Raw genomic sequence first — 20,061 nt, 5'->3', positions numbered from 1 at the left:
CAGGTAAAAAAATGCCAGCCTCTGGAGGGACTGGCAAAGGGATGTGACTTCGATTTTGTATTGGGCGTGATACACGGGTATCGGTATCACAACTACATTATAGACAACAAAAAAGCCCTGTATCTCTACAGGGCCCTGAAATCAGGACAGAAAGAATCGAACACCTAAGGTGTGTGGTGCCGGGTGCTTCCCGGAGAATCGGCCAGCGAACCGATCCGTGTGCTTACGATAAAAGATAGGAACCGCTGTACACTCCACCGCGTTGGGGATTCACCACGCAGGAAAAGTAACAAAAATCTTCACCCACCACACTCAAGATTTTGTCTAAATCTGGAAAATACAACTCGACGATATGACAGGGGTACTGATGCTCAGCATCTCGCGAATACCCCTGTCGTATCGCCGGAAAGCAAAAACCCCGCACTGGCGGGGCTCTCGTTATAATCAAATTGTCGCTTTTTGTCGCTGCCGAGTGGCGCAGCTCTGCCAAGCATGAATGGATTATCTGATTTTTTGGCCCATTTTCAACATCAAAAGGGATTTATAGCACTTTTTGTTAATCAGCCTGAATTCCCTTTCGTACCGACAGAAATGTTTTTGCTCTGAATATTTCTAGGCACCATCGCACGCGCTTGCGGGCTTCACCATCTGTTAGCCACGGAGCCACCAGCTGTAATTCCCGGGTTATGTCAGAGATTTTTTTACGTGTGGTGTAATAACTAACTCCTACCAGATAAACCGGATCCGCCGTTTCAAATGCGCCGAGAACACAGCGCTCTACGAATTCGGCATCATCATCATGAATAGCGGAATCTATCAAGCCGATGACAGGCTGAGGCCATAAAATCGCATGTGCTCGGTTTAAGGCTTGCTGGCCTCGATATCCCTCCTCCCTCGCCTGTTCTATCGCGGCAGTAAATCGTTCCAGCGCTTTATCTGACCAGCGGTCCCCTTTCAAACCTCGCCAGCAGGAGTGGCCTGTGGGCTTTCGGGGAGCTGTTCCCCCACGCATGCTCTCTCCCCATATTGTAAGTAGCGATTTAATCCAGGCAGACTGAATGCCATTCAGGGGCGTAAACCGGCCTAACCAGCTTTTGCGAGGCGCGGCGGCCACTGTTTCTAATCCTACGCGCTGCAGCCGGCGTTGACGTGGTGTCATCATGCTCTTCTCCTTACGCCAGAACGCCGAGCGCATAGGCCCGGTCCAGCAATTTAATAATTAATTCCGGCTGACTGCCGTACTCACTCTCGAAAGCAACTGGATCGTGATGAAGCGTCCGGTGATGCTTACGGCAAAGAGGGATCGTAAAAATATCGTGTGCCTTGGTACCAACGCCGCCCTGCCCCCATCCGATAAGGTGATGCGCATCGTCAGCAGACTGACCGCAGCACATACATGGCTGAGTCTTTACCCAGGAAATAAAACCATCTGACACCCAGCGGATCCGCTTAGGTCTGGTGAATAAAGTGGCTGGTGCCACGGGATCAACAACCACTGGCACCTCTGGTTTTACCGGGGCTGGTGGTCCAGGATGCCTGACAACCTTAGCAACAAGCGGGGAAAGAATGCTGGTGGCCGGCACCGATGGGACGATTTCGCTTTCTTTGTAGACTGACTGGAAAACCTCTTCTTTAAGCCGAAGGGAACGACGCGCCATCTCTTCTGTGATTTCGTCCCCTATTCCAACGCTGACAGCCCACCAACACAATTCAGCAAGTGACAGGGAGCGTTCAGGGTCAAATCCCAGTGCGATACGGGCAGCATCGATTATCAGATCTGCGTTATTGATACCTACCAGCCTATCAAGGGTTTGATCGGTCTGGTACTTCAGCTCGTTATCACAATGCCAGCATGCGACGATTGCCCCGGTTGAATGCCGGAACGTTACCAGCTCTGAATGGTGATAATCAGAATGTGGCCACTGGCAATGCTTAACCCTCTTAAGCAACCAGGATTCGAGACTATTCACACCACCAGCTGCCCTCACTACCCGCTCTTTCATAAAGAATGGGTGAATGTCGGGATCATCTCGTAAAGGTTGCCCGGCTTCAGGAATGCGCCCACTTGGGAGAGCCTTCATTTTTTCTGGCAGAGTCTCCACCAGCACGCGCCCACCGCTGAATAAAGACATCAACTCTCTACCGGGTTTAAGCAACACAATTCCCAGGTGCCGGGCAACATCAACATTTAGTAATGCGCGCATCAGTCCCTCCACATTTTTTGTGTGTAGGTTCTGTTAATGCGCGGTGGCTTGCTGGATTCCGGCAACAGCACACGGAGTTCCCATGAGATAAAGTCGCTCGACAGGCTTTTCTCAACAGGACAATTCTTTTTCCGGTAGCGTTCCGCCAGTTCCAGAGCCTGAGACTCTGAAAGTTGTTCATGGAGAAACCAGCTTTTCTTCATGGGCGGGCCTCGTACACTCGCAGGAACTCCAGCGCCCGATCACGCGCTCCAGGTGCGTCAGCGATCATTTCCTGCAGCAGCTGCACGGCAAGTAATGGTTCCTTTCTTCCGACGACAGAAATCCCACGGGAAACACCGCGAGATAGTTTTATGAAGTTTTTTTTATGTAACGCACGAAGGTGCAAAGCGACAGCATTCGGTGAGCTAACGCCGAGAAGCCCGGCCAGTTCCTGAACGGTCGGCGGGTAGCCATGCTGATTGATATATGCCACCAGCAGATCAAAAACTTCCTGCTGTCGTGGTGTCAGGTTGTGGAATGAAGAAAGACCAGCGCCATCAACATGATCGCCAGCCTGTTCCGCATCAGATATTAATTTTGTTTGCGCCATGGTTTCTCTCCGTGACGCAGCAGGTATAGGTTGTTCAGGCCTATGACGGGAGTGTAACAGAGCCCGGAGGAATCTGGTAACCCCCTCCGGCCTTTGCTCTTTCAATCATCTGCGAAAATAGCGAGAGAGTCCCCACGATCTCATCGGGCTGCAGAGGCATAAACGAAACAGTATCACCGCGACGGTACATTAAAGCGCGCTCACATACGGGAAAAGAGGTGAGACGGGCAACAATTACCCCGTCATCGCATCTGATTACTACATAGCCGGTGTTCGGCATTTGTTGTTTTTTAGCCACAGCAAAATCCTCAAAATAAACCAGGTCAGCCACTGGACCTCTACTTAATAGAACCAGTCGTCAGCACTTTCCCAGGTATCCTGAAGGATTTGCTCCACCCGCTTTTTGTCTCCATCCATCCCACCAAACACACTCAGACCATCAGTACCGGTTCGGCGAATGATCAAACTGCAGTTGTTAAAATTCTGGTCCAGCCTCCGCAGTAACTCCTTCTCTAATGCCGGAACGGCGCCATCTGGTAACTTTTTGCGACGATCAATTGTGATTTCCACTTTCATAATTAGCTCCTCACGCAAATACTGTATAAATAAACAGTATACCTGTTAGATGAAATGTTCAAGCCCTTGATGTCACTTTTTGCTAATCACATGCCCATGTTTAACTTGAAGTTTTCCCCCAAAAAAACAAAACCCGCCGTAGCGGGTCGGGGTTAAATCACAGGGTTCGGGCCTTCCTCGACGTAATTTGCCCGGTTGATCAGAAACGTTAAAACTCCCTTCACATCCACATCGTCCAGGGCATCACCATCTGAAGTAATGAGTACGCGACCGCGAACAATGCCAAACTGGATTATCCCGCTGAAAAGAAATTAGGACGAGATCTCCCTGCTTAAGGCCGCAGGAAACATCAACAACGGCGAAACTCGCGCTTGCCTCTATTACCCTGCAATCTGCTTTTCCCTAGCATACTTAACCCCGAGATAGTCCTGAAAGATGATGTGCCTTTGTTTTAAAGGCACAAAAAAACCCGCCGAAGCGGGTACTTGTATGCATGTCCGATTAAGCTATCAACCCATTTTTTTTTGCTTCATTAATATAATTTTTACAGTGAATGGCTAAATACTCTGCAAATTTACACGGGAGAGCATTTCCTATAATGACACAAACTTTTTCCATCAAAGCGGTGTCGAAGATGTAGTTATCAGGAAAAGTCTGTAACTTTGCAGCTTCACGAACAGAAATTGTACGAGTATCTTCTGGATGACCATAGCGCCCTCGACTTAGCGTTGTACACCCGCCAGTAATCGTTGGAGCCACATCATCCCACGCCATACGACCATAGACGTTACTGAATCCTTTATAGTCACCTTTATGGCAGTCTGGACGGAGTTCTTCTGGGATACATTCCCAAGACATCCCCGGAACAGCCGCTTGCAATCGTTTTATATTGAGCTCAGAAAGGTCTCTAACAATATGCCAACTAGACAAGGGAAATTTACCTAATTTTTTGGCCTGTGAAAGTGTTAAGGGTTTTGGCATACCGCCAATAGCTTCTTTCACTGTTACCCATTTAGGTTTTTCATTTCCTTCTTTTGAATGTGACCCTTCAGGTAAAGGGATTGAAAAGCCTTTACCTGCCAACAATACAAATCTTTTCCTGAATTGAGGAACACCAAAATCGGCTACTTGCAAAACGCCGTAGTTCACGACATAGCCTAGTTCTTTCAGCCTCGCAATAACAGGCGAAAGTAGGTGGTTCCCACGGGAGGCTAAGCCAGGAACATTTTCCATCATGATTGCTGAAGGAGAGGTTTCTTCAACTAACCTCAACATTTCGTTAATCAATAAGTTGCGAGGATCTTCCCTTTTATACTTAGCTGTAAGGCTAGTAAACCCTTGACACGGTGGGCATGCAGATAAAAGATCCAAATTTTGTTCAGGAATAAGTCCAAGGATGTCGCCACCTTTAACAAATCGAATATCTTGCACAAAGAGCTTTGTATCATGATGATTTGCTTGAAAGGTAGCGGCTGCATGTGCATCCAGTTCAACAGCAGCTTTGACATCAAACCCGGCCATTTTTAGCCCCATGGTAAGCCCCCCACCACCGCTAAATAGGTCAACTGCATTCAAACTGGTCACCATTTTCTCACTCATTAATTCCCGACTTCAACTGCTCAGCCTCATCCAAAAACTCTTGGTGAGTTTGAGTTGTCCTCAGCAAAAAACCTGCCCAATCAACAGGGGTCAGGCGTTTTTCTTCAATGTATGCAGTATAAGCTTTACGACGTGCACCACTCAAGCGTTCCCCATCACTAACAAGCGTAACGTGAAAATCAGAAGCAATAGACTTAAAGTCATTATGCCTCTCATCGTTTAAAAATTCCTCAAAGGTTTCAAAGTAATTAATGATTCGATCCATTTCATCATTTGATATATGATGATGTGGTTTCTTAATTTCGATGATTTGCAACTTCCCATCTTGGCTAAACAAAACAAAATCAGGTCTTTTCTGTTTACGATCAAAGTCTATGAGAAATATATCTTCTCCGGTTTTCTTTTTGTAAAACTTTTGGAACTCTCTTTTTAAGGTTGACAATGCTTTGTTAGCTGTTACTGGCACCCACTGAGGATTAACAAGCCAAGGTGCCGATGCAATCAGATCCTGTAGTTCGTCCTCAGCTGTATCTTTCGCATCCTTTAGGGTCTCAAGCCTTTCAATAATTTGAAGTCTTTTTTTGACTTTTTGACCAAAACTAACCGTTTCTGCTAACTGAGCAGTAGCTAATATATCATTAAGAACATTAAGCGGCGTATCTGCTTTACTTGATGCTTCAATTAATTTTGCATCTAATGATTGTAATGGCGCCAACATAATGCTTAGTTGAACTAAATTATCCAGTGCATCCGGATCATGTAATTCATCACCCCGTAATGACTTACCCAATAATTTAGCTATTTTTCTTGCCTGTGTACGCATATCTTTCTGACTAGTACCAGGATATGCTTGCTCTACCTTATCGTCTACATGAGCCAATTCGAAGAATTGGTTCATCATATTTGTTCTCAGAGGATCACGAGTTATTTTTCCTACATGTAAGATTACTTCCTGCCCCCAATCTTGGAATTGAGTCCCTAAATCATCAGACCATAGAATATCTCGTCTATCCGTTTGAATTAGATCCTCTTTTTCGTCTAACCAATCCGCATGCAACTCACCAACCAAATAAGAACGTATAGAATGCTCCCCTGTGAAGCCAGCTTTTCTATTAAAAACAGTAGTTTGAGCCGCAAATTTACCTCGACAGTAAATTCTCACACCAGCCATTAACTCATCTTTATAAGGTTCCTTTGCGTAAGCAATCCAACCCAAAATCGGATAAGCTTTTCCTTCATGTTCAAACCCTGGCATAACATTCGTAGAACGAGTGCCATCTGGATTAATAGCAACATAATCATTTAAATCGCTACAAGAATCAGTCGCAATACTTCCGCTTGCTGAGCGAAACTCTATTTTAGAATTAGGCATTACAGGTACTGTAAACTCACCAACCTCAACTTCATAGTCAGGGTTGGAGCTTGTTTTGGAAGTGTCAATAAGTTTGACAGTCCAGTCCTTGCTTTTAACCCCAAAGCGTTGTGAAAGCTGCCTTGATAAATCTTTAATTTCACTAATTTTTCTGTATTCAAAATCACTCAATATTATTTTAGTATAAGTAGTTTCACTCAACGTGCCATCTAAGCTACCTGTTTCTGGTTTATAAGATACAGCAGTGTCATCCATTATTTTTTCCTTGTCTAAAAGGATATGAGCAACTTCATAACCCTCATTCCCCTCATGACTAATTTTATTCCCCCCAGCACTAATAATTTCAACCCGTTTACAAACACCAAACGGGGCTAATTTCCCAACACCTTTTCGCCCCATAACCTTACGGTTAAATATCCTAGAAGTTTCTCCTCTTTTAGGATCCTTTCTTCTTTCTTTCCCTACAACTAAATAAAAATTTTGTAATTCATCAGGAGCCATTCCGACTCCATTATCTTCTACTTCAATAGTGACATGTTTTGATGTCACAACACCATCTTGCTTAACAGCGAGATATTGCCCCATTGGGGCTTTTATTGTTACTTTTGTTGCATCGGCATCATAGCTGTTTGATACTAATTCGGCTATAACAGCATAAGCTCTGTCATATAGTTTCACTCCCAATTTGTCTACTGTCATCCTTGATATCTGCATTTCATATTGACGTGCCATGTAAAAATCCTTCTCAAAGAGCTTTTTTGCTCAGATTCGTTAGAAATAGGTACGTCTAACATAGCAAAAAACCCTTCATCTTCAAGAGGTTCACAATAAAAGAATTAATCTGGTTCACATAATTAGTCTTTGTTCCACCAGTGACTTCTATTACGCTGGTAGTAGCGTTGGTGGTACGCCAGGAATCCCCCGGCGTTTTCAATCTGAGAGAAGACCATAATGACTTCCGCTGGCCATACTGTTTCAGGCGCTTGCAGGCATATTTAAGTGAAGCGTCCATACTCATCCCTCCCTCTTGTTGATTGAGGGGACCACGGTTCGGGCATAAACAATGACGCCATCTTCCGGGCGCTTACGCGGTAAATAGATCTCGGGGCGAGGCCAGAGTGCAATAAAGCGTGATTCTCTGTTTTCCAGGCGGTGATACGCTTTCTCACTCATTACGCCGACCGGGCGAAAAGATTCCTCTTCGCGCTCGAGTTCGCCGATGCACTGCTGCGCCTTCTCCAGAGCCGCTACCAGCGCGTCGAGGTCTTCAAGCTTTACGAACAGAACGTCGTGGCCAAACTCTTTTGCATGGGCTGAGCGGCGCTTGAGGCTGGCTAACAACCGGGTAATATCAGTCATGCTGCGAACTCCCTACCTTTCGAACGTTGTGCCTGCAGCAGTTGTTCGAATCTCATTCTGATCGGGTTAGCGCAGCCAAACGGCATATCGTTTACTCTCCACGTTGGGGAACCATTTTTAGTGCCCGTCTGGACAATCCGTCCGGTACCCACCAGTTGTCTAACCTGCCCACTGACAGAGCTGCCACTACGCCCCATTGCTCTAGCTATTTCGCCGGACGTCATATCCGGATTAGCCCTGAGGAACTCAAAAGCGGTTATTTCATTGCGATATCTGGATTTGATTTTTTTGGTCATGGTCAAAACTCGTTTACTTGGTTAAACCTGCCTCTTTGCGGCGTTTGTACTCTTCCATCAGAAGCTGTGCTGGTGTCGGCCCTGCCGGATGTCGCGGCGCTTCAAGCTGCCGACGAATCGGCGGGATAGAAAACCCATTAGCCACGTGCTTTGTCCATTTCATGAGTAACTTACCCGCCAGTTTCTTCAGCTCCCCCTCAGTCAGACTTCGCTCAACCCCACTCCTACGCATCTCAATGCAAATGTGATACAGCACGTCCTGTTTCCAAGGGTATCTGTCGCTGTCGGAATAGCGATAAGACTCATTACGCCAGCGCTTGTATTCATCCATCACCACTTCAGTGGTCAGATTGAAGGGATTGGCCCCACTAGCAGAAACCAGCGACACAAACTCAGCCAGATCCGGTGGCCAGCTATTACCCGAAGCACATCGCTCAATACACTGTTGGCAGACACGTGTGATCTGCGCTTCATTCATCGCTCCAATCTTGGCCATCCACATATCCGAGGGCTCCGCCCCGTTCTTCTGTGTCCACCTGTTCGAATATATTTCCCCCATGACTGTCCATAGGCGCCATGCAGTTTCCGCCGCCAGCAAGTCCGTTCCTGCGTGCCCAGCGCTCTCGGGCCGCCTGAATTTCCTGGACTGCCCGAGATCTGGTGTTATCTGGTTGAACTCCTGCATTCGCGTTACCCCCGTTAACTGGTTTTTTCTGGCGGACTTCCGCCCGGCTGAGATGCCGGGCTAACTTCTGTTCCCATTGCACCTGATGGAATACTTTTCCTTCGGCCTGCCAGTAGGCAATGAAGCTACTTAGCTCTGCGGGAAGATTTAACCCCGGCTTTAGCGGCATGCCCCAGAGCGTGGCCTGTCTGGGAAATTCCGCGGATGGTTTCCAGTCATGGTGCATCGCAAACTTCCCAAATGTCTGACTGGCACCAAAGGCAACCCCGGGCTGATTCGGATAACTCGGGTTAGCTGGTTCGACCAGATCGCTATATGTGGGGGTTATATCTTTTGGTTCCTCTGGTAGATTCCGGATCCCGTTTTTGGGATCGTTTGACGGAAAAAACGGGATCGTTTGGTTGTTTTGCGTACAGGAAACAGTCCCGTTTTCGGTACCCTTAGCAGATGTAACAACACCGTTTTCGGGTGTGTTTAAACGATCCCGTTTTTGGTAATGTTCCCGTTTTTGGGTGTGTTCAGCTTCGGCAATGCTTTCTTCCACACCAAGAAGCCGGTAAACAGGGATTTGTTTAGTCCGCCCACGCCGTTCACCTGTATCTTCAATAAGCCCAATCGAGACCAGATATTGCAGACTCGACTGGACTGTTTTCTTATCCAGTTCAGTTGCTTCAGCCAGCGCAGGAATGGATGGAAAAGCACAGAGATCAGCCCCGCACATATCGGCCAGCCAGGTCAGAACTGCCTTCGCAGAAGATTTCCCGGTTTTGACTTTTTTGGCCCATCGCATTGCATCAATGCTCATGAAGCCCCCTTATTTTCTGTACGGTACTCATTGTAAAAACTCGATTAAAAAAATTGCGGCGCTACGGCGCTAATGCTCGCCAGTAGTGGTCCCGCCGCATCTGCAGGAAGCATGTTAAAAAGTGCAATTGCAGCTTCGCGTATTTCACGCTCTAGCTTCTGCAGAGGTGCGCCAAGCAACTTGGCCTGGTGCGCTTCGCTGCATTCTTTGATTGCATTGGCCACCAGCTCGGTTTCAGTTAAGCCACTTTTTAGGCCATGTTTGCGCGCGATCTCTATCGGCATTGCATCAGCGATCGCCGTCGAAAGCTGGATGACATAACTGGTGTACTTCTCTGAACCGCCCTCGTTTTTCAGGTAGCGATACAGATTCTGTTTATTGACGCTGATTCCGCGCCCGTTTTGTTTCTCCCACTGTTCGGCCACCAGCTGCGCGACGTGGTCTTGCGCACGCCCAGGTAATGAAGACTCCCATTCCTGAACGGCGGTATAAATGGCCCTGCACTTATTGCGATCGCGGCGCGTCGGTAAATACTGATTTTCTGTTTTCAGCTGCATACCCTTCACCGGGATATGATTTTCAAAAGAGATGGTTTGCATGCTTATTCCTTCTCCATATTTGGTGGGAAAACACTATCGAGGGTACATTCAGCCCCTAGCTTGTTTAGCTGCTCTACGATACGGCGGCAGTCAATCAGCGTTGGTTTTCGTGTCCCATTTTCGTAATTAGAAATTCGTGACTGGCGCCAACCAAAAAGTGAGGCCAGTTGTTCTTGAGTAAGTCCGAGAGACTGTCTCTCCTTCGCGATGTTGTTCATTTTTACCTCTGCACAGAAGCGATGAAGAGATTAAAACACGGTATGTGTTTGAGTGTCAACACGGTATGTTTTTTGAGTGATAACACGCAACGTGGTAAAACCGCTTTATGAATACGAATGAACAAATTGCAGCTCGTCTTAAACAAGCCAGAGAGCAAAGAGGACTATCTCAGAAAGCACTTGCTGAAATATGCGGGTGGGCTCAGTCCCGCGTGGGCAACTACGAGTCAGCGAGTAGAACCATTGGTATTGATGATGCTGTTGCGCTTGCTAAGGCCTTAAAAATGTCACCTTCTGAACTTATTTTCGGAGAGGACAGCACGCAGGAATGGCTGACGCCTCAACATAGAAGGCTTATCAGCTTGTTTGATCAACTGCCCGAATCTGAACAAGAACGAATGATAGATCTGTTTCAAGTTCGTCTTAAGGAGATAGACGATTACGTAGAAAAATATTTACGTGGTCGTTTTAAAAGCACCGAAGAATAATCAACTCTAATTTCATACAAACCAGCCATATGGCTGGTTTTTTTGTGCCTTTTTTTTCCTCCCGTAAACAATCTCAAGACCAAAACACAACACGTGTTGACAATCAAACACGTTTTGAGTTTAACTATAAACACAGAGACGTCATCGAGGCAGGAAGCCCACGTAGTAGCTGCCGGCGGCATACGAAACACCGGATGAGATGACAGCAATAACACTCGCAGCAGGTTTCAACGTTCGGCGACCCGGCCTTAAGGGAAGGAAACAGTGATGGAAAAGGAATACGAAGCATATTTTGAAAGCCTGTCAGAAGGCGACGAAGTATTGAGTTTTGCAGAGTTCAAAGAGGCGCTTTCAGTTAAGCGAATTGATACGACTGCACCAGAGTTCTAATCGCAAATTTTGCTTTGCACCACGGTGAATGCGGCTAAGCGCGCGCGACACAGTTAAAAGGTAAACATGGGCGGTTTCCATGTTGCGGGAAAAAGCAGGTCGGCAGCAGTTGTTAACTGGCTGCAGCCACCGGGAGGCACCCGGCGCCGTGCTGCAAAGCCCCTACCCATCAATAAACGGGAGATGAATATGACAGATTTTGCCCGAGTACCGACTGGCCACCAGGCAACACGACTGAACTGGTTTGAAGCAAGGCTACGTCAGCTTTGCTACCTGTTAGCCCAGAAAGGGAACCCTGAGGCTAAAGCATGAATACGCTGTTTGCCCTTGTCATCAGCGTGTGCGCCCTGACTGGCGAGTGCTCTGATGTCCTGATAGGCGTGTATCCATCTGAGACCAGTTGTAACAGCGATGCTGAGGCCCAGCACGTAAAAGGCACATGCCAGCCATTTAAAAAGGCATTGAAGACGGCTGACGACCAACAGCCTGCAGTAAGTTTCTGATTCGGGTTTTGAGAATGACTATTGAACACCACCAGCCTGAAAAAGGCCCATAAAGCACAAAACCCGCGCAAGGCGGGTTAAGTACCCCGGTTAGCCGACCAAAGCTTTCCGGATTCGAGTTTTGACAATGACCACTACCCAGAGGGAGCTTTCACAGTCCCGGGTATCTTACAGCCTTAAGGAACCCAAACGCAATGAACAACTACGCGTATCTCATTAAATCAAAGGCAAAAGCCACCGAAGCTAAAAACCTCTTCTGCTGGTTCTCTGCTAAATCCGATTCCCGCGCCGAACGCCGTATCCTGGACATTCTGGAAGACGCTGAGATTAATGTTGGCCGCGGCGCCAACCACCAGCTGCCTATCCGCACCAACTGGTTTATCGTTGATGACCTACCGGAAGAAGGTGTACTGGATGACACCTGGTGTGACCGCTACGAACTTGGCGAGGATGGACTGAGCTGGCAAAAAATTGCTGCTCCAGTCCCTGCTGAGCCAGAAGTAAGCAATGAACCGGTAGCTAATCCCCCTGTCAGCAAGAATGATGAAGAGGACTATTCGGCCAATGAAGATGCCCTGTTCAACCTGGCTGAAATGCCTTTCCGCACGCAGCTGCTTGCCCAGTACATGGCCGACGATCGCCATGTTTATCACATTAGCATTCCGCACCGTGACCGCCTTTCTGTGATGGAAATGGATACGGAGAATCACGCTGTACAGAATCTGATTCTGGCTGCTGAAAATGTTCCGGAAATTAAGAAATACGATATGCCTGGTCTGTGGAAATTCACCAGTGCCTTCAAAACCGTTTTCCCAGAAGGAAAGCGCTATGAGCTTGGTAAGCAGGTTCAGTTTACCAAATTGTGGTTTGAAACGGCACACATTGACCGTGGGGTCCTAACCAAAGAATGGGCTGCTGGTAATTACATATCATCAATAAGTCGTACACCTTCAGGCGCCAATGCTGGCGGCGGCAATAAGACCGATCGTAACCCTGAGCTTAGCCATGATTTTGATAGCTTGGACCTAGAAATTGCCTTAGCAACTCTGCCGATGGATTTTAACATCTATGATATTCCGGGCGACGTTTACCGTCGTGCGAAAGAAATCGTTCAGAAAAAAGAAAGTCCATTCAAAGAATGGTCCTCATCACTTCGTGCCACACCTGGGATCCTCGATTACTCGCGCGCAGCAATTTTCGCTCTGATCCGCGAAGCGTCTTCTGGATTAACTCCATTCCCAGATAGGCTTCGTGGTTATATCAGCGCGAGCCTTACAGAAAGCGAGCATTCAAAGCCCTCAGAAGAAACACTAAAAGCAGCACGTCATACCCCAAACAAAAGCTGGGAAAGCGAAATTAGCCGCCAGCTTGCCGCAGACCGCGGGGAGTTTGTTGAAGGGATAAGTGACCCAACAGATCCAAAGTGGGTAACAGAACATCTGACAGAAACTAAGCAGCCAGGAGTTGCCAACCTCGGCGGCGGCGTGTTCTCCATTGATGGCCTCATGTCATCAGAAACCACAGCCCAGGAAAAAGAGACCACCAGCGATGTGCAGATGGAAGAGAATTTCGGGAATGAAACCGAAACTGATAATGAAATTTCTGAGAGCGAAACAGCAACTGAGACAGGTGCAGGTAATGCTGACATTGGTAGCGAAACAACTACCGTAAATATTGAATCCGGACATCATAATGATGTTGAAGATTTACCAGCAGATAATATTCACGTCATGGTTGACCTTGAAACCATGGGGAATAAACAAGACGCTCCTATCGTCGCTATCGGCGCAGTTGTGTTTGATCCGGCAACAGGCTCAATCGGAGAAAGTTTCTACAAAGTCGTAAGCCTGGAATCCTCAGTGGATTGGGGCGCCAAAATGGATCCATCAACCGTCATCTGGTGGCTTAAGCAGTCCTCTGAAGCGCGCTCGGCAATCGTTAATGATGATGCTATCCCGCTACATGATGCCCTGCTCCAGTTCGGTGAATTCATTTTTGAAAATATCCCGGGCGGTCGCAAAAAAGCACAGGTCTGGGGAAATGGTGCATCTTTCGATAATTGTATTCTGCGTTCTTCATTTGATTTCATCGCTGAAGAATACCCATGGGAATACTGGAATGATCGCGATGTTCGAACAATTGTAGAGCTCGGTAAAGCAATTGGAATCGACCCGAAGAAAACCATCCCATTTGAGGGAGAACGGCACAACGCCCTTGCCGATGCTATACACCAGGCCCGGTATGTTTCTGCAATCTGGCAGCGTCTCATTGAGGGTAATAGAGTGCTGCAAAAACTGACTCAAAACTGATTTTTTATTTTCAGAATTACGCCCACCAGCCAGTTATCTTTTACTGGCTGGCTATCTGAGGTGATAGCTATGTACGAACTCACACTGTCACCAGTGGAAATTGCTGAAATTACTGGATACAGACGGTACACAGAACAGCAGCGTCAACTTCGATGTCACGGCATTCCGTTTACTACGGATCGAAGAAATCGCCCAATTGTCCTGCGTAGAAGTCTGGCACCTAATATTACTGAATTGCCAAAGGTTGACGAGTATGTTGCAACAGAACCCAACTTTGACGCCATCTATGGGAAGACCACGTAAAGATCCGAAGGATATACAACTTCCGCCTCGGGTCACAAAAAATAAATATAGCTATGTCTGGAAACCAAAAGGTACAAAGAAAAGTATTAGTTTGGGGAAGATACGCGAAACAAGTATGTCAAAACTCTGGGCCAATTACGAAAAAGCAAAAGCTGAGCGCCATGACGTAATGACATTTGCCAAGCTATGGGGAATGTTCCTCGACAGCCCGACATTCACTGAGCTGGCGACTCGTACCCAGAGTGATTATCGCCAACACCAGAAGAAGCTACTGGCGGTATTCGGCAAGATGAAAGCAGACGACATTAAAATTGAGCAGGTTCGTATTTATATGGATAAGCGCGGCGTTTCCAGTAAGAACCAGGCAAATCAGGAAGTATCCAGCATGTCGCGGGTTTTTGGTTGGGGCTTTGAACGTGGCTATGTGAAGGGAAATCCCTGTCGCGGGATCCGTAAGTTCACTCTCGCAGATCGTGACGTTTATATTCCAGATGAAGATTATCTGGCTGTTTACGAATGCGCACGAATAGAAGTAAAAGTTGCGATGGAAATATCTTATCTCTGTGCAGCCCGCGAAGGCGACGTTTTTGATTTGATAGTTTCCGAGCTAATGGAAGATGGGATTTTTATTGAGCAAAACAAGACGGGTAAAAAACAGATCAAGAAATGGACACCCCGTCTACGTGCGGCGATTGATTTGGCTAAAAAACATCTTATCGGAAAATCAGCAGCCGGTTATGTAATCCCTTCACCATCAGGTGGACGGATGAATAAAAAAACATTCAATACATGGTGGAATAACGCGAAAAAGCAAGCCGCGGTGAAACTGGGTCGACCTGTTCCGGGTACGTTCCATGATATTAAAGCCAAGGCAATTTCAGACTATGAAGGTAGTAGCAAAGAGAAGCAGATGTTTAGTGGACACAAAACAGAAAGCCAGGTTGTGACGTATGATCGTAAGGTCAAAATTTCGCCGACGTTGGATGTTCCGATGATGAGTAAGGAGAAGTGAAAGCGGCAGTTGGGCAGCATAATATACCAACAACCCAAAGTAACAAGGAGTTACCTTTCGGTAACTCCTTGTTTTATTTGGCGGAGGCGTAGGTGTTCGAACTCTAAAACCATTTAGGGTCACCGGTTGGTAACCCGGGGTATTTGTTCATCGTATGACAGCTTTCACTATCTGTATCACCATCCATGCAACGGATGGTAGGCCGATAGCCAGACCGATAGCCCACTTAATCCCGTCAACCTTTGAATCCGAAATCGATTTTTGAATTCTCAACTCCATCGTCTCGATTTTATTCATCAGGAGATCGTGATTACCACTGATTTTTTGTTCTGTCGTCTGATGTCGTGCATCGACTCTGGCGTCTGTTGTCTGATTTCTGGCGTCGATCTTCGTTTCCAGACACTCAAACCGCTGTTCAATTTTTCCATTCAGTGATTCATGACTGGTTTTGAGCTGAGTAACAGACTCAATCAACCACTGAATCTGCGCATTCTCGTTCGTACGGCTGGGAGGTCCGTCCCTGCGCGGGCTTTCATTATTGGGGGACGAATTATAGTTGTAATTACCCGCCATCGCTTAAACCCCTTTCATCGCCAGCCAGTCCCACATTTCGCGTTTATGGAAACCGTAGTAGGTCGTGACATGAAGAACGACGACCTGCCCGATAGCACCCGTCGATATTCCCAGAAAATCAGAAAGCTCTTTAGCTGTCACAATATGCTGTGGGGCACTAACAAGCCATGTATTCCCATCTACCTCGCAAAAATCCTGCGGCTGAATGGTGCTTTTAATTTTCAGGCCTAAACCTGGCCCATCATTGGAGGCTATTATTGCAAAAACTGCCATATGACTCTCCTTGTTATTGCTCCATCGTTAAAGGTTATCATCGATGTTAATGCTTTAAGCAAGCATAGAATGAGCGAAATCTAACAACAAGCACAGAACGACAAAATCGGTTTTGGCGAAAAAAACAAGTGAACAAAATTTGGGGGCAAAAAAATCGCCTTCTACCAACTACTGACCCTGTCTTTTTTCACAGAATATACCAACAGAATATACCAACACTATACCAACAGCCCAAAGCAACAAGGGGTTACCTTTCGGTAACCCCTTGTTTTATTTGGCGGAAGCGTAGAGATTCGAACTCTAGAACCCTTTCGGGTCGCCGGTTTTCAAGACCGGTGCCTTCAACCGCTCGGCCACGCTTCCGGTATGGGGCGCACTATAAACACCTCTGCCGATGCTGTAAAGCATCATTTTGTTCAACTGCCTTAAAAACAAACAAATCTGTGTTATTCGTCTGAATTTCAGGCAGTTTGCACAGAAATTCGGCGTTGAGAGCGCCCTTTGACTCAATGTTTTATGATGTACATATCTTTGGTGTAGTAGTAACCCAGCTTATCCGGCTCGAAGCCGCCGACCCACGGCTTCACTAAATGGGTACGCACATAGTGATAAACCGGAATCGCGGGCACATCCTCAGCCAACAGATCCTCCGCCTGCTGATAGAATTTGCCTCGCGCGGTGGTATCCGCCGCCTTCGCCGCATCATGCAGCGCCTTATCATAGGCCGGGTTACTGTACTGGCTGGTGTTTTCGCTGTCGCCGGTGCGGAAGTTATTCAGGAATGACGCCGCATCGTCATAATCGGCGATCCAGGCATAACGTACGGCATCAAAATTATGCGTATGCATGGTATCCAGCATGGTCTTCCACTCCTGGTTCTGCAGCTTCGCCTCTACGCCGAGATTTTTCTTCCACATCGAACTGGCGGCGATAGCAATGCGCTGGTGCGTCTCCGAGGTGTTATACAGCAGATTAAAGACCAGCGGATGGCTTTCATTAAAGCCCGCCTCGTTAAGCAGTTTTTTTGCCTCGGCAATGCGTTTGTCGCGCGGCCAGCTGGCGTAATCCGGTTGTTTCAGCGTGACGCCGCCGATATCGGGCTGGCTAATCAGCCATGCCGGACGTTGTCCCTGCCCCATCACCTTATCGGCGATGATATCTTTATCCAGCCCCATGTTGAGCGCCCGGCGCACTCGGGGGTCATTAAAGGGCGGTTTAGTGGTATTCAGTTCGTAATAGTAGGTCGCCAGCTGTGGCGCAACGTTCAGCTGCGAGCCCATCGTTTTCTTGAGTAACGCAAACTGGTTCACCGGCACCGTATAAACAATATCTATCTCACCGGCTTTATAACGATTCACATCCGCCGCTTCGGAAGTAATCGGCAGATAGGTCACTTTATTGATTACCGTATGTTCATTATCCCAGTATTTAGGATTGCGTTGCGCCACGATGCGCTCGTTGACGACCCACTTCGACAGCGTGTAAGGGCCGCTGGTGACAATATGTTCCGGTTTAGTCCATTTATCCCCAAAACGCTCCACCAGCACCTTATCAATAGGCACCAGCGACGGGTGAGCAAGCATCGCGAGGAAGGCGGCGTTAGGCTGGTTTAACGTGACCTGCAGCGTGGTATCGTCCAGCGCTTTTACGCCGAGAGTTTCCGGCGGCTGTTTCCCCTCCGAGATATCGCGGGCGTTAACAATATGCATATTGCCCGGATAGCTGGCGTACGGCGAAGCGGTGGTCGGTGTGACCAGCCGCTGCCAGCTCCAGACGATATCCTGCGCGGTAATCGCTGAACCATCGGACCAGGTGATCCCCGGACGCAGATGGAAAGTCCAGATGAGGTTATCTTTATTCTCCCACTTCAGCGCCAGCCGCGGCTGAATCTCGCCCTGCGGCGAAACGCTTACCAGTCCTTCGAACAGATCGCTAATGATATTAAACTCGACGTCGCTTTCGACCTTATGCGGGTCGAGCGAAGCGGGTTCATTACCGTTGTTCCTGACAAGCTCCTGTTTTGCTGCAAGTTCGGTACCCTGCGGGACCTGGGCGGCCATTGCCATGGCCGCGCTGCCGAGTAAACCCAAAACCAGTAATGCGTGTGTGATGTGGTTATATTGTTGTCGTTTCATTTCCCTTGCCTTTATGCTTCGTTGATACCCCTTCCACACTTAGTCGCTGACTGGCAATAAGGCAATATTTTTCAGTGACCTATAAGATTCAGATCTGCTTTCCGCCGCTGAACGCATAAACATACTGCATTAATCTGTTTCACCAGAATAAAACGCTGCCCCACCGACACCGGGATCTGAGTAAAGATGGGTAAAAGCATTATGGCTTTCGGCTCGCTTTTCTTATGCTTCATAACTAATTACATCTGTCATAAGAGAGTGACTCATGGATCGTATAATTACCTCATCGCGTGACCGTTCATCGCTGCTCAGCACGCACAAAGTTCTGCGTAACACCTATTTTCTACTCAGCCTGACGCTGGCGTTTTCGGCGATCACCGCCACCGCCAGTACCGTGCTGATGCTGCCGTCTCCGGGCCTTATCCTCACCCTGGTGGGTATGTATGGTCTGATGTTCCTGACCTACAAACTGGCTAATAAGCCAAGCGGTATTCTGGCGGCCTTCGCCTTTACCGGCTTCCTCGGCTACATTCTGGGGCCAATGCTGAACGCTTACCTGTCCGCAGGCATGGGCGATTTGATCGGCCTGGCGTTGGGCGGCACCGCCCTGGTCTTCTTCTGCTGCTCGGCTTACGTGTTGACGACGCGCAAAGACATGTCTTTCCTCGGCGGCATGCTGATGGCGGGCGTAGTGGTCGTTCTGATTGGTATGGTGGCGAACATCTTCCTGCAGCTGCCAGCTCTACATCTGGCCATCAGCGCGGTGTTCATCCTTATCTCTTCCGGCGCGATTTTGTTTGAAACCAGCAACATCATCCGCGGCGGCGAGACCAACTACATTCGCGCCACCGTTAGCCTGTATGTTTCGCTGTACAACATCTTTGTCAGCCTGCTCAGCATCCTCGGCTTCGCCAGCAGAGACTAACCTTCTCTCCTGCAACACCAGGCCTCGCTTATGCGGGGCCTTATTTTTTGCTACACTGCGCGCAGTTTCCGCATTATGTGAAAAATCATGTTTATCTTTGAAGGCAGTGAAATAGAGACCGATAGCGAAGGCTATCTGAAAGAGACGACTCAGTGGAGTGAAGCGATGGCGGAGGTTATCGCCGCTCAGGAAGGGATCAGCCTGTCCGTCGAACACTGGGAAGTAGTGCGCTTCGTGCGCGATTTTTATCTGGAGTTCAACACTTCGCCAGCCATCCGTATGCTGGTCAAAGCCATGGCGAATAAATTCGGTGAAGAGAAAGGCAACAGCCGCTATCTGTACCGGTTATTCCCCAAAGGGCCGGCCAAGCAGGCGACGAAAATCGCCGGCCTGCCGAAGCCTGTAAAGTGCATTTAATAGAGAATAGCGAATTTTTGCCACTCTCTGGTGGGTTGATGGGGCTCGGTTAACACCCTGTCGACCCTTGCGCTACGCGGCCCGCCGGCCTTAAGCCAGGCAATCAGTTTTTCCACCTGCTCCGCTTCCCCGCAGGCCAGCACTTCTACGCTGCCATCATCCAGATTTCGCGCGTAACCGGTCAGCCCCAGCTGCAGCGCTTCACGCTGCGTTGAATAGCGGAATCCCACGCCCTGGACGACTCCGTGAACCCACGCCATCGTGCATACCTTCGCCATTATTACCCCCTCAACTGCGCTATCCTGATGCAGAGAATAGCAAATTCCCACCAGCATACTCACTTTTGCCTGACGCTAAAACATCCGCCCGGCGGCGGCAGGAATGGTGCTTGCCCCAGCCAGTTATGCTAATCTACGCGCCATTTTTCG

The 20,061-nt window shown here is 48.1% G+C and carries 25 protein-coding genes and 1 tRNA gene; 8 read left to right on the top strand and 18 right to left on the bottom strand.

Features of this window, described 5'->3' with window-relative positions:
- Positions 1-556: 556 nt before the first annotated feature.
- The 13 genes from AC2CGP_RS14355 to AC2CGP_RS14295 form a co-directional block, all read right to left on the bottom strand.
- Entirely contained in the window at positions 557-1,159 is a 603-nt protein-coding gene (locus AC2CGP_RS14355; RefSeq protein ID WP_484502390.1) for a hypothetical protein, read from the bottom strand.
- A gap of 13 nt (positions 1,160-1,172) precedes the next feature.
- Positions 1,173-2,204: a DUF968 domain-containing protein gene (locus AC2CGP_RS14350; protein ID WP_148406559.1), complete on the bottom strand. Its 1,032-nt coding sequence runs from the start codon at positions 2,202-2,204 to the stop codon at positions 1,173-1,175.
- A complete protein-coding gene (locus AC2CGP_RS14345; RefSeq protein ID WP_015367393.1) occupies positions 2,204-2,407 on the bottom strand; it encodes a hypothetical protein in 204 nt (67 codons plus the stop codon). Before AC2CGP_RS14345 ends, AC2CGP_RS14350 begins: the two co-directional genes overlap by 1 nt.
- Positions 2,404-2,796: a LexA family protein gene (locus AC2CGP_RS14340; protein WP_058649374.1), complete on the bottom strand. Its 393-nt coding sequence runs from the start codon at positions 2,794-2,796 to the stop codon at positions 2,404-2,406. The genes AC2CGP_RS14345 and AC2CGP_RS14340 overlap by 4 nt, the downstream gene beginning before the upstream one ends.
- A gap of 342 nt (positions 2,797-3,138) precedes the next feature.
- Positions 3,139-3,372: a DinI family protein gene (locus tag AC2CGP_RS14335; RefSeq protein ID WP_045389594.1), complete on the bottom strand. Its 234-nt coding sequence runs from the start codon at positions 3,370-3,372 to the stop codon at positions 3,139-3,141.
- A gap of 501 nt (positions 3,373-3,873) precedes the next feature.
- The gene (locus AC2CGP_RS14330) at positions 3,874-4,971 is read right to left on the bottom strand and encodes a DNA cytosine methyltransferase (RefSeq protein WP_484502370.1); all 1,098 of its coding nucleotides are present in this window, start codon (positions 4,969-4,971) and stop codon (positions 3,874-3,876) included.
- Entirely contained in the window at positions 4,964-7,075 is a 2,112-nt protein-coding gene (locus tag AC2CGP_RS14325) for an ATP-binding protein (RefSeq protein ID WP_484502369.1), read from the bottom strand. Before AC2CGP_RS14325 ends, AC2CGP_RS14330 begins: the two co-directional genes overlap by 8 nt.
- A gap of 282 nt (positions 7,076-7,357) precedes the next feature.
- Positions 7,358-7,702, bottom strand: a complete 345-nt coding sequence (locus AC2CGP_RS14320) for a hypothetical protein (protein ID WP_484502368.1) — start codon at positions 7,700-7,702, stop codon at positions 7,358-7,360.
- Positions 7,699-7,998, bottom strand: a complete 300-nt coding sequence (locus tag AC2CGP_RS14315) for a MarR family transcriptional regulator (protein WP_320904684.1) — start codon at positions 7,996-7,998, stop codon at positions 7,699-7,701. Before AC2CGP_RS14315 ends, AC2CGP_RS14320 begins: the two co-directional genes overlap by 4 nt.
- Positions 7,999-8,011: 13 nt before the next feature.
- Positions 8,012-8,557, bottom strand: a complete 546-nt coding sequence (locus AC2CGP_RS14310) for a replication protein P (RefSeq protein WP_484502367.1) — start codon at positions 8,555-8,557, stop codon at positions 8,012-8,014.
- The gene (locus AC2CGP_RS14305; protein ID WP_484502366.1) at positions 8,469-9,488 is read right to left on the bottom strand and encodes a DnaT-like ssDNA-binding domain-containing protein; all 1,020 of its coding nucleotides are present in this window, start codon (positions 9,486-9,488) and stop codon (positions 8,469-8,471) included. The genes AC2CGP_RS14310 and AC2CGP_RS14305 overlap by 89 nt, the downstream gene beginning before the upstream one ends.
- Before the next feature lie 44 nt (positions 9,489-9,532).
- A complete protein-coding gene (locus tag AC2CGP_RS14300; RefSeq protein ID WP_045389612.1) occupies positions 9,533-10,087 on the bottom strand; it encodes a toxin YdaT family protein in 555 nt (184 codons plus the stop codon).
- 2 nt (positions 10,088-10,089) lie between these two features.
- On the bottom strand, positions 10,090-10,305 hold the full coding sequence (locus AC2CGP_RS14295) for a helix-turn-helix domain-containing protein (protein WP_032707014.1): 216 nt from the start codon (positions 10,303-10,305) through the stop codon (positions 10,090-10,092).
- Positions 10,306-10,412: 107 nt separating this feature from the next.
- Here AC2CGP_RS14295 and AC2CGP_RS14290 point away from each other — a divergent pair, with 107 nt between their 5' ends.
- The 6 genes from AC2CGP_RS14290 (at position 10,413) to AC2CGP_RS14265 (ending at position 15,310) form a co-directional block, all read left to right on the top strand.
- The gene (locus AC2CGP_RS14290; protein ID WP_032707013.1) at positions 10,413-10,793 is read left to right on the top strand and encodes a helix-turn-helix domain-containing protein; all 381 of its coding nucleotides are present in this window, start codon (positions 10,413-10,415) and stop codon (positions 10,791-10,793) included.
- Positions 10,794-11,060: 267 nt separating this feature from the next.
- Positions 11,061-11,183, top strand: coding sequence for a hypothetical protein (locus tag AC2CGP_RS14285; protein WP_257850952.1), 123 nt, complete (start codon positions 11,061-11,063; stop codon positions 11,181-11,183).
- Between the two features lie 308 nt (positions 11,184-11,491).
- Positions 11,492-11,686: a DUF1482 family protein gene (locus AC2CGP_RS14280; RefSeq protein ID WP_484502365.1), complete on the top strand. Its 195-nt coding sequence runs from the start codon at positions 11,492-11,494 to the stop codon at positions 11,684-11,686.
- A gap of 194 nt (positions 11,687-11,880) precedes the next feature.
- A complete protein-coding gene (locus AC2CGP_RS14275; RefSeq protein WP_435339082.1) occupies positions 11,881-13,995 on the top strand; it encodes a 3'-5' exonuclease in 2,115 nt (704 codons plus the stop codon).
- Positions 13,996-14,064: 69 nt separating this feature from the next.
- The gene (locus tag AC2CGP_RS14270) at positions 14,065-14,298 is read left to right on the top strand and encodes a DUF4224 domain-containing protein (RefSeq protein ID WP_071609812.1); all 234 of its coding nucleotides are present in this window, start codon (positions 14,065-14,067) and stop codon (positions 14,296-14,298) included.
- Positions 14,282-15,310 carry a tyrosine-type recombinase/integrase gene (locus tag AC2CGP_RS14265; RefSeq protein ID WP_049052264.1) on the top strand — a complete coding sequence of 343 codons (1,029 nt, stop codon included), beginning with the start codon at positions 14,282-14,284 and terminating at the stop codon, positions 15,308-15,310. The genes AC2CGP_RS14270 and AC2CGP_RS14265 overlap by 17 nt, the downstream gene beginning before the upstream one ends.
- A 147-nt stretch (positions 15,311-15,457) precedes the next feature.
- On the opposite strand, the gene AC2CGP_RS14260 is transcribed toward AC2CGP_RS14265, so the two are convergent.
- The 4 genes from AC2CGP_RS14260 to AC2CGP_RS14245 form a co-directional block, all read right to left on the bottom strand.
- Entirely contained in the window at positions 15,458-15,883 is a 426-nt protein-coding gene (locus tag AC2CGP_RS14260; protein ID WP_032710169.1) for a hypothetical protein, read from the bottom strand.
- A gap of 3 nt (positions 15,884-15,886) precedes the next feature.
- Positions 15,887-16,156: a hypothetical protein gene (locus AC2CGP_RS14255; RefSeq protein WP_032710168.1), complete on the bottom strand. Its 270-nt coding sequence runs from the start codon at positions 16,154-16,156 to the stop codon at positions 15,887-15,889.
- 275 nt (positions 16,157-16,431) lie between these two features.
- Positions 16,432-16,519: transfer RNA gene (locus tag AC2CGP_RS14250), tRNA-Ser, on the bottom strand.
- 143 nt (positions 16,520-16,662) lie between these two features.
- Positions 16,663-18,291 (bottom strand): ABC transporter substrate-binding protein, encoded by a 1,629-nt coding sequence (locus tag AC2CGP_RS14245; protein WP_213759531.1) that lies wholly within the window; start codon positions 18,289-18,291, stop codon positions 16,663-16,665.
- Positions 18,292-18,556: 265 nt separating this feature from the next.
- Here AC2CGP_RS14245 and yccA point away from each other — a divergent pair, with 265 nt between their 5' ends.
- Positions 18,557-19,216 (top strand): FtsH protease modulator YccA, encoded by a 660-nt coding sequence (gene yccA, locus AC2CGP_RS14240; RefSeq protein WP_015704916.1) that lies wholly within the window; start codon positions 18,557-18,559, stop codon positions 19,214-19,216.
- An 87-nt stretch (positions 19,217-19,303) separates the two neighbouring features.
- A complete protein-coding gene (gene tusE / locus AC2CGP_RS14235; RefSeq protein ID WP_015367412.1) occupies positions 19,304-19,633 on the top strand; it encodes a sulfurtransferase TusE in 330 nt (109 codons plus the stop codon).
- Here the strand turns inward: tusE and yccX are convergent.
- Positions 19,630-19,911 carry an acylphosphatase gene (gene yccX, locus AC2CGP_RS14230; protein ID WP_015704915.1) on the bottom strand — a complete coding sequence of 94 codons (282 nt, stop codon included), beginning with the start codon at positions 19,909-19,911 and terminating at the stop codon, positions 19,630-19,632. The genes tusE and yccX overlap by 4 nt on opposite strands.
- Between the last annotated feature and the right edge of the window lie 150 nt (positions 19,912-20,061).

This window comes from Klebsiella sp. SYXHC3, assembly GCF_057196925.1.
This window is presented reverse-complemented; position numbering and strand designations above follow the sequence as displayed.

Excerpts from the sequence above, each read along its gene's own strand:
- AC2CGP_RS14355 (WP_484502390.1), bottom strand. The coding sequence starts at position 1,159 with ATGACACCACGTCAACGCCGGCTGCAGCGCGTAGGATTAGAAACAGTG.
- AC2CGP_RS14350 (WP_148406559.1), bottom strand. The coding sequence starts at position 2,204 with ATGCGCGCATTACTAAATGTTGATGTTGCCCGGCACCTGGGAATTGTG.
- AC2CGP_RS14345 (WP_015367393.1), bottom strand. The coding sequence starts at position 2,407 with ATGAAGAAAAGCTGGTTTCTCCATGAACAACTTTCAGAGTCTCAGGCT.
- AC2CGP_RS14340 (WP_058649374.1), bottom strand. The coding sequence starts at position 2,796 with ATGGCGCAAACAAAATTAATATCTGATGCGGAACAGGCTGGCGATCAT.
- AC2CGP_RS14335 (WP_045389594.1), bottom strand. The coding sequence starts at position 3,372 with ATGAAAGTGGAAATCACAATTGATCGTCGCAAAAAGTTACCAGATGGC.
- AC2CGP_RS14330 (WP_484502370.1), bottom strand. The coding sequence starts at position 4,971 with ATGAGTGAGAAAATGGTGACCAGTTTGAATGCAGTTGACCTATTTAGC.
- AC2CGP_RS14325 (WP_484502369.1), bottom strand. The coding sequence starts at position 7,075 with ATGGCACGTCAATATGAAATGCAGATATCAAGGATGACAGTAGACAAA.
- AC2CGP_RS14320 (WP_484502368.1), bottom strand. The coding sequence starts at position 7,702 with ATGACTGATATTACCCGGTTGTTAGCCAGCCTCAAGCGCCGCTCAGCC.
- AC2CGP_RS14315 (WP_320904684.1), bottom strand. The coding sequence starts at position 7,998 with ATGACCAAAAAAATCAAATCCAGATATCGCAATGAAATAACCGCTTTT.
- AC2CGP_RS14310 (WP_484502367.1), bottom strand. The coding sequence starts at position 8,557 with ATGGGGGAAATATATTCGAACAGGTGGACACAGAAGAACGGGGCGGAG.
- AC2CGP_RS14305 (WP_484502366.1), bottom strand. The coding sequence starts at position 9,488 with ATGAGCATTGATGCAATGCGATGGGCCAAAAAAGTCAAAACCGGGAAA.
- AC2CGP_RS14300 (WP_045389612.1), bottom strand. The coding sequence starts at position 10,087 with ATGCAAACCATCTCTTTTGAAAATCATATCCCGGTGAAGGGTATGCAG.
- AC2CGP_RS14295 (WP_032707014.1), bottom strand. The coding sequence starts at position 10,305 with ATGAACAACATCGCGAAGGAGAGACAGTCTCTCGGACTTACTCAAGAA.
- AC2CGP_RS14290 (WP_032707013.1), top strand. The coding sequence starts at position 10,413 with ATGAATACGAATGAACAAATTGCAGCTCGTCTTAAACAAGCCAGAGAG.
- AC2CGP_RS14285 (WP_257850952.1), top strand. The coding sequence starts at position 11,061 with ATGGAAAAGGAATACGAAGCATATTTTGAAAGCCTGTCAGAAGGCGAC.
- AC2CGP_RS14280 (WP_484502365.1), top strand. The coding sequence starts at position 11,492 with ATGAATACGCTGTTTGCCCTTGTCATCAGCGTGTGCGCCCTGACTGGC.
- AC2CGP_RS14275 (WP_435339082.1), top strand. The coding sequence starts at position 11,881 with ATGAACAACTACGCGTATCTCATTAAATCAAAGGCAAAAGCCACCGAA.
- AC2CGP_RS14270 (WP_071609812.1), top strand. The coding sequence starts at position 14,065 with ATGTACGAACTCACACTGTCACCAGTGGAAATTGCTGAAATTACTGGA.
- AC2CGP_RS14265 (WP_049052264.1), top strand. The coding sequence starts at position 14,282 with ATGGGAAGACCACGTAAAGATCCGAAGGATATACAACTTCCGCCTCGG.
- AC2CGP_RS14260 (WP_032710169.1), bottom strand. The coding sequence starts at position 15,883 with ATGGCGGGTAATTACAACTATAATTCGTCCCCCAATAATGAAAGCCCG.
- AC2CGP_RS14255 (WP_032710168.1), bottom strand. The coding sequence starts at position 16,156 with ATGGCAGTTTTTGCAATAATAGCCTCCAATGATGGGCCAGGTTTAGGC.
- AC2CGP_RS14245 (WP_213759531.1), bottom strand. The coding sequence starts at position 18,291 with ATGAAACGACAACAATATAACCACATCACACACGCATTACTGGTTTTG.
- yccA (WP_015704916.1), top strand. The coding sequence starts at position 18,557 with ATGGATCGTATAATTACCTCATCGCGTGACCGTTCATCGCTGCTCAGC.
- tusE (WP_015367412.1), top strand. The coding sequence starts at position 19,304 with ATGTTTATCTTTGAAGGCAGTGAAATAGAGACCGATAGCGAAGGCTAT.
- yccX (WP_015704915.1), bottom strand. The coding sequence starts at position 19,911 with ATGGCGAAGGTATGCACGATGGCGTGGGTTCACGGAGTCGTCCAGGGC.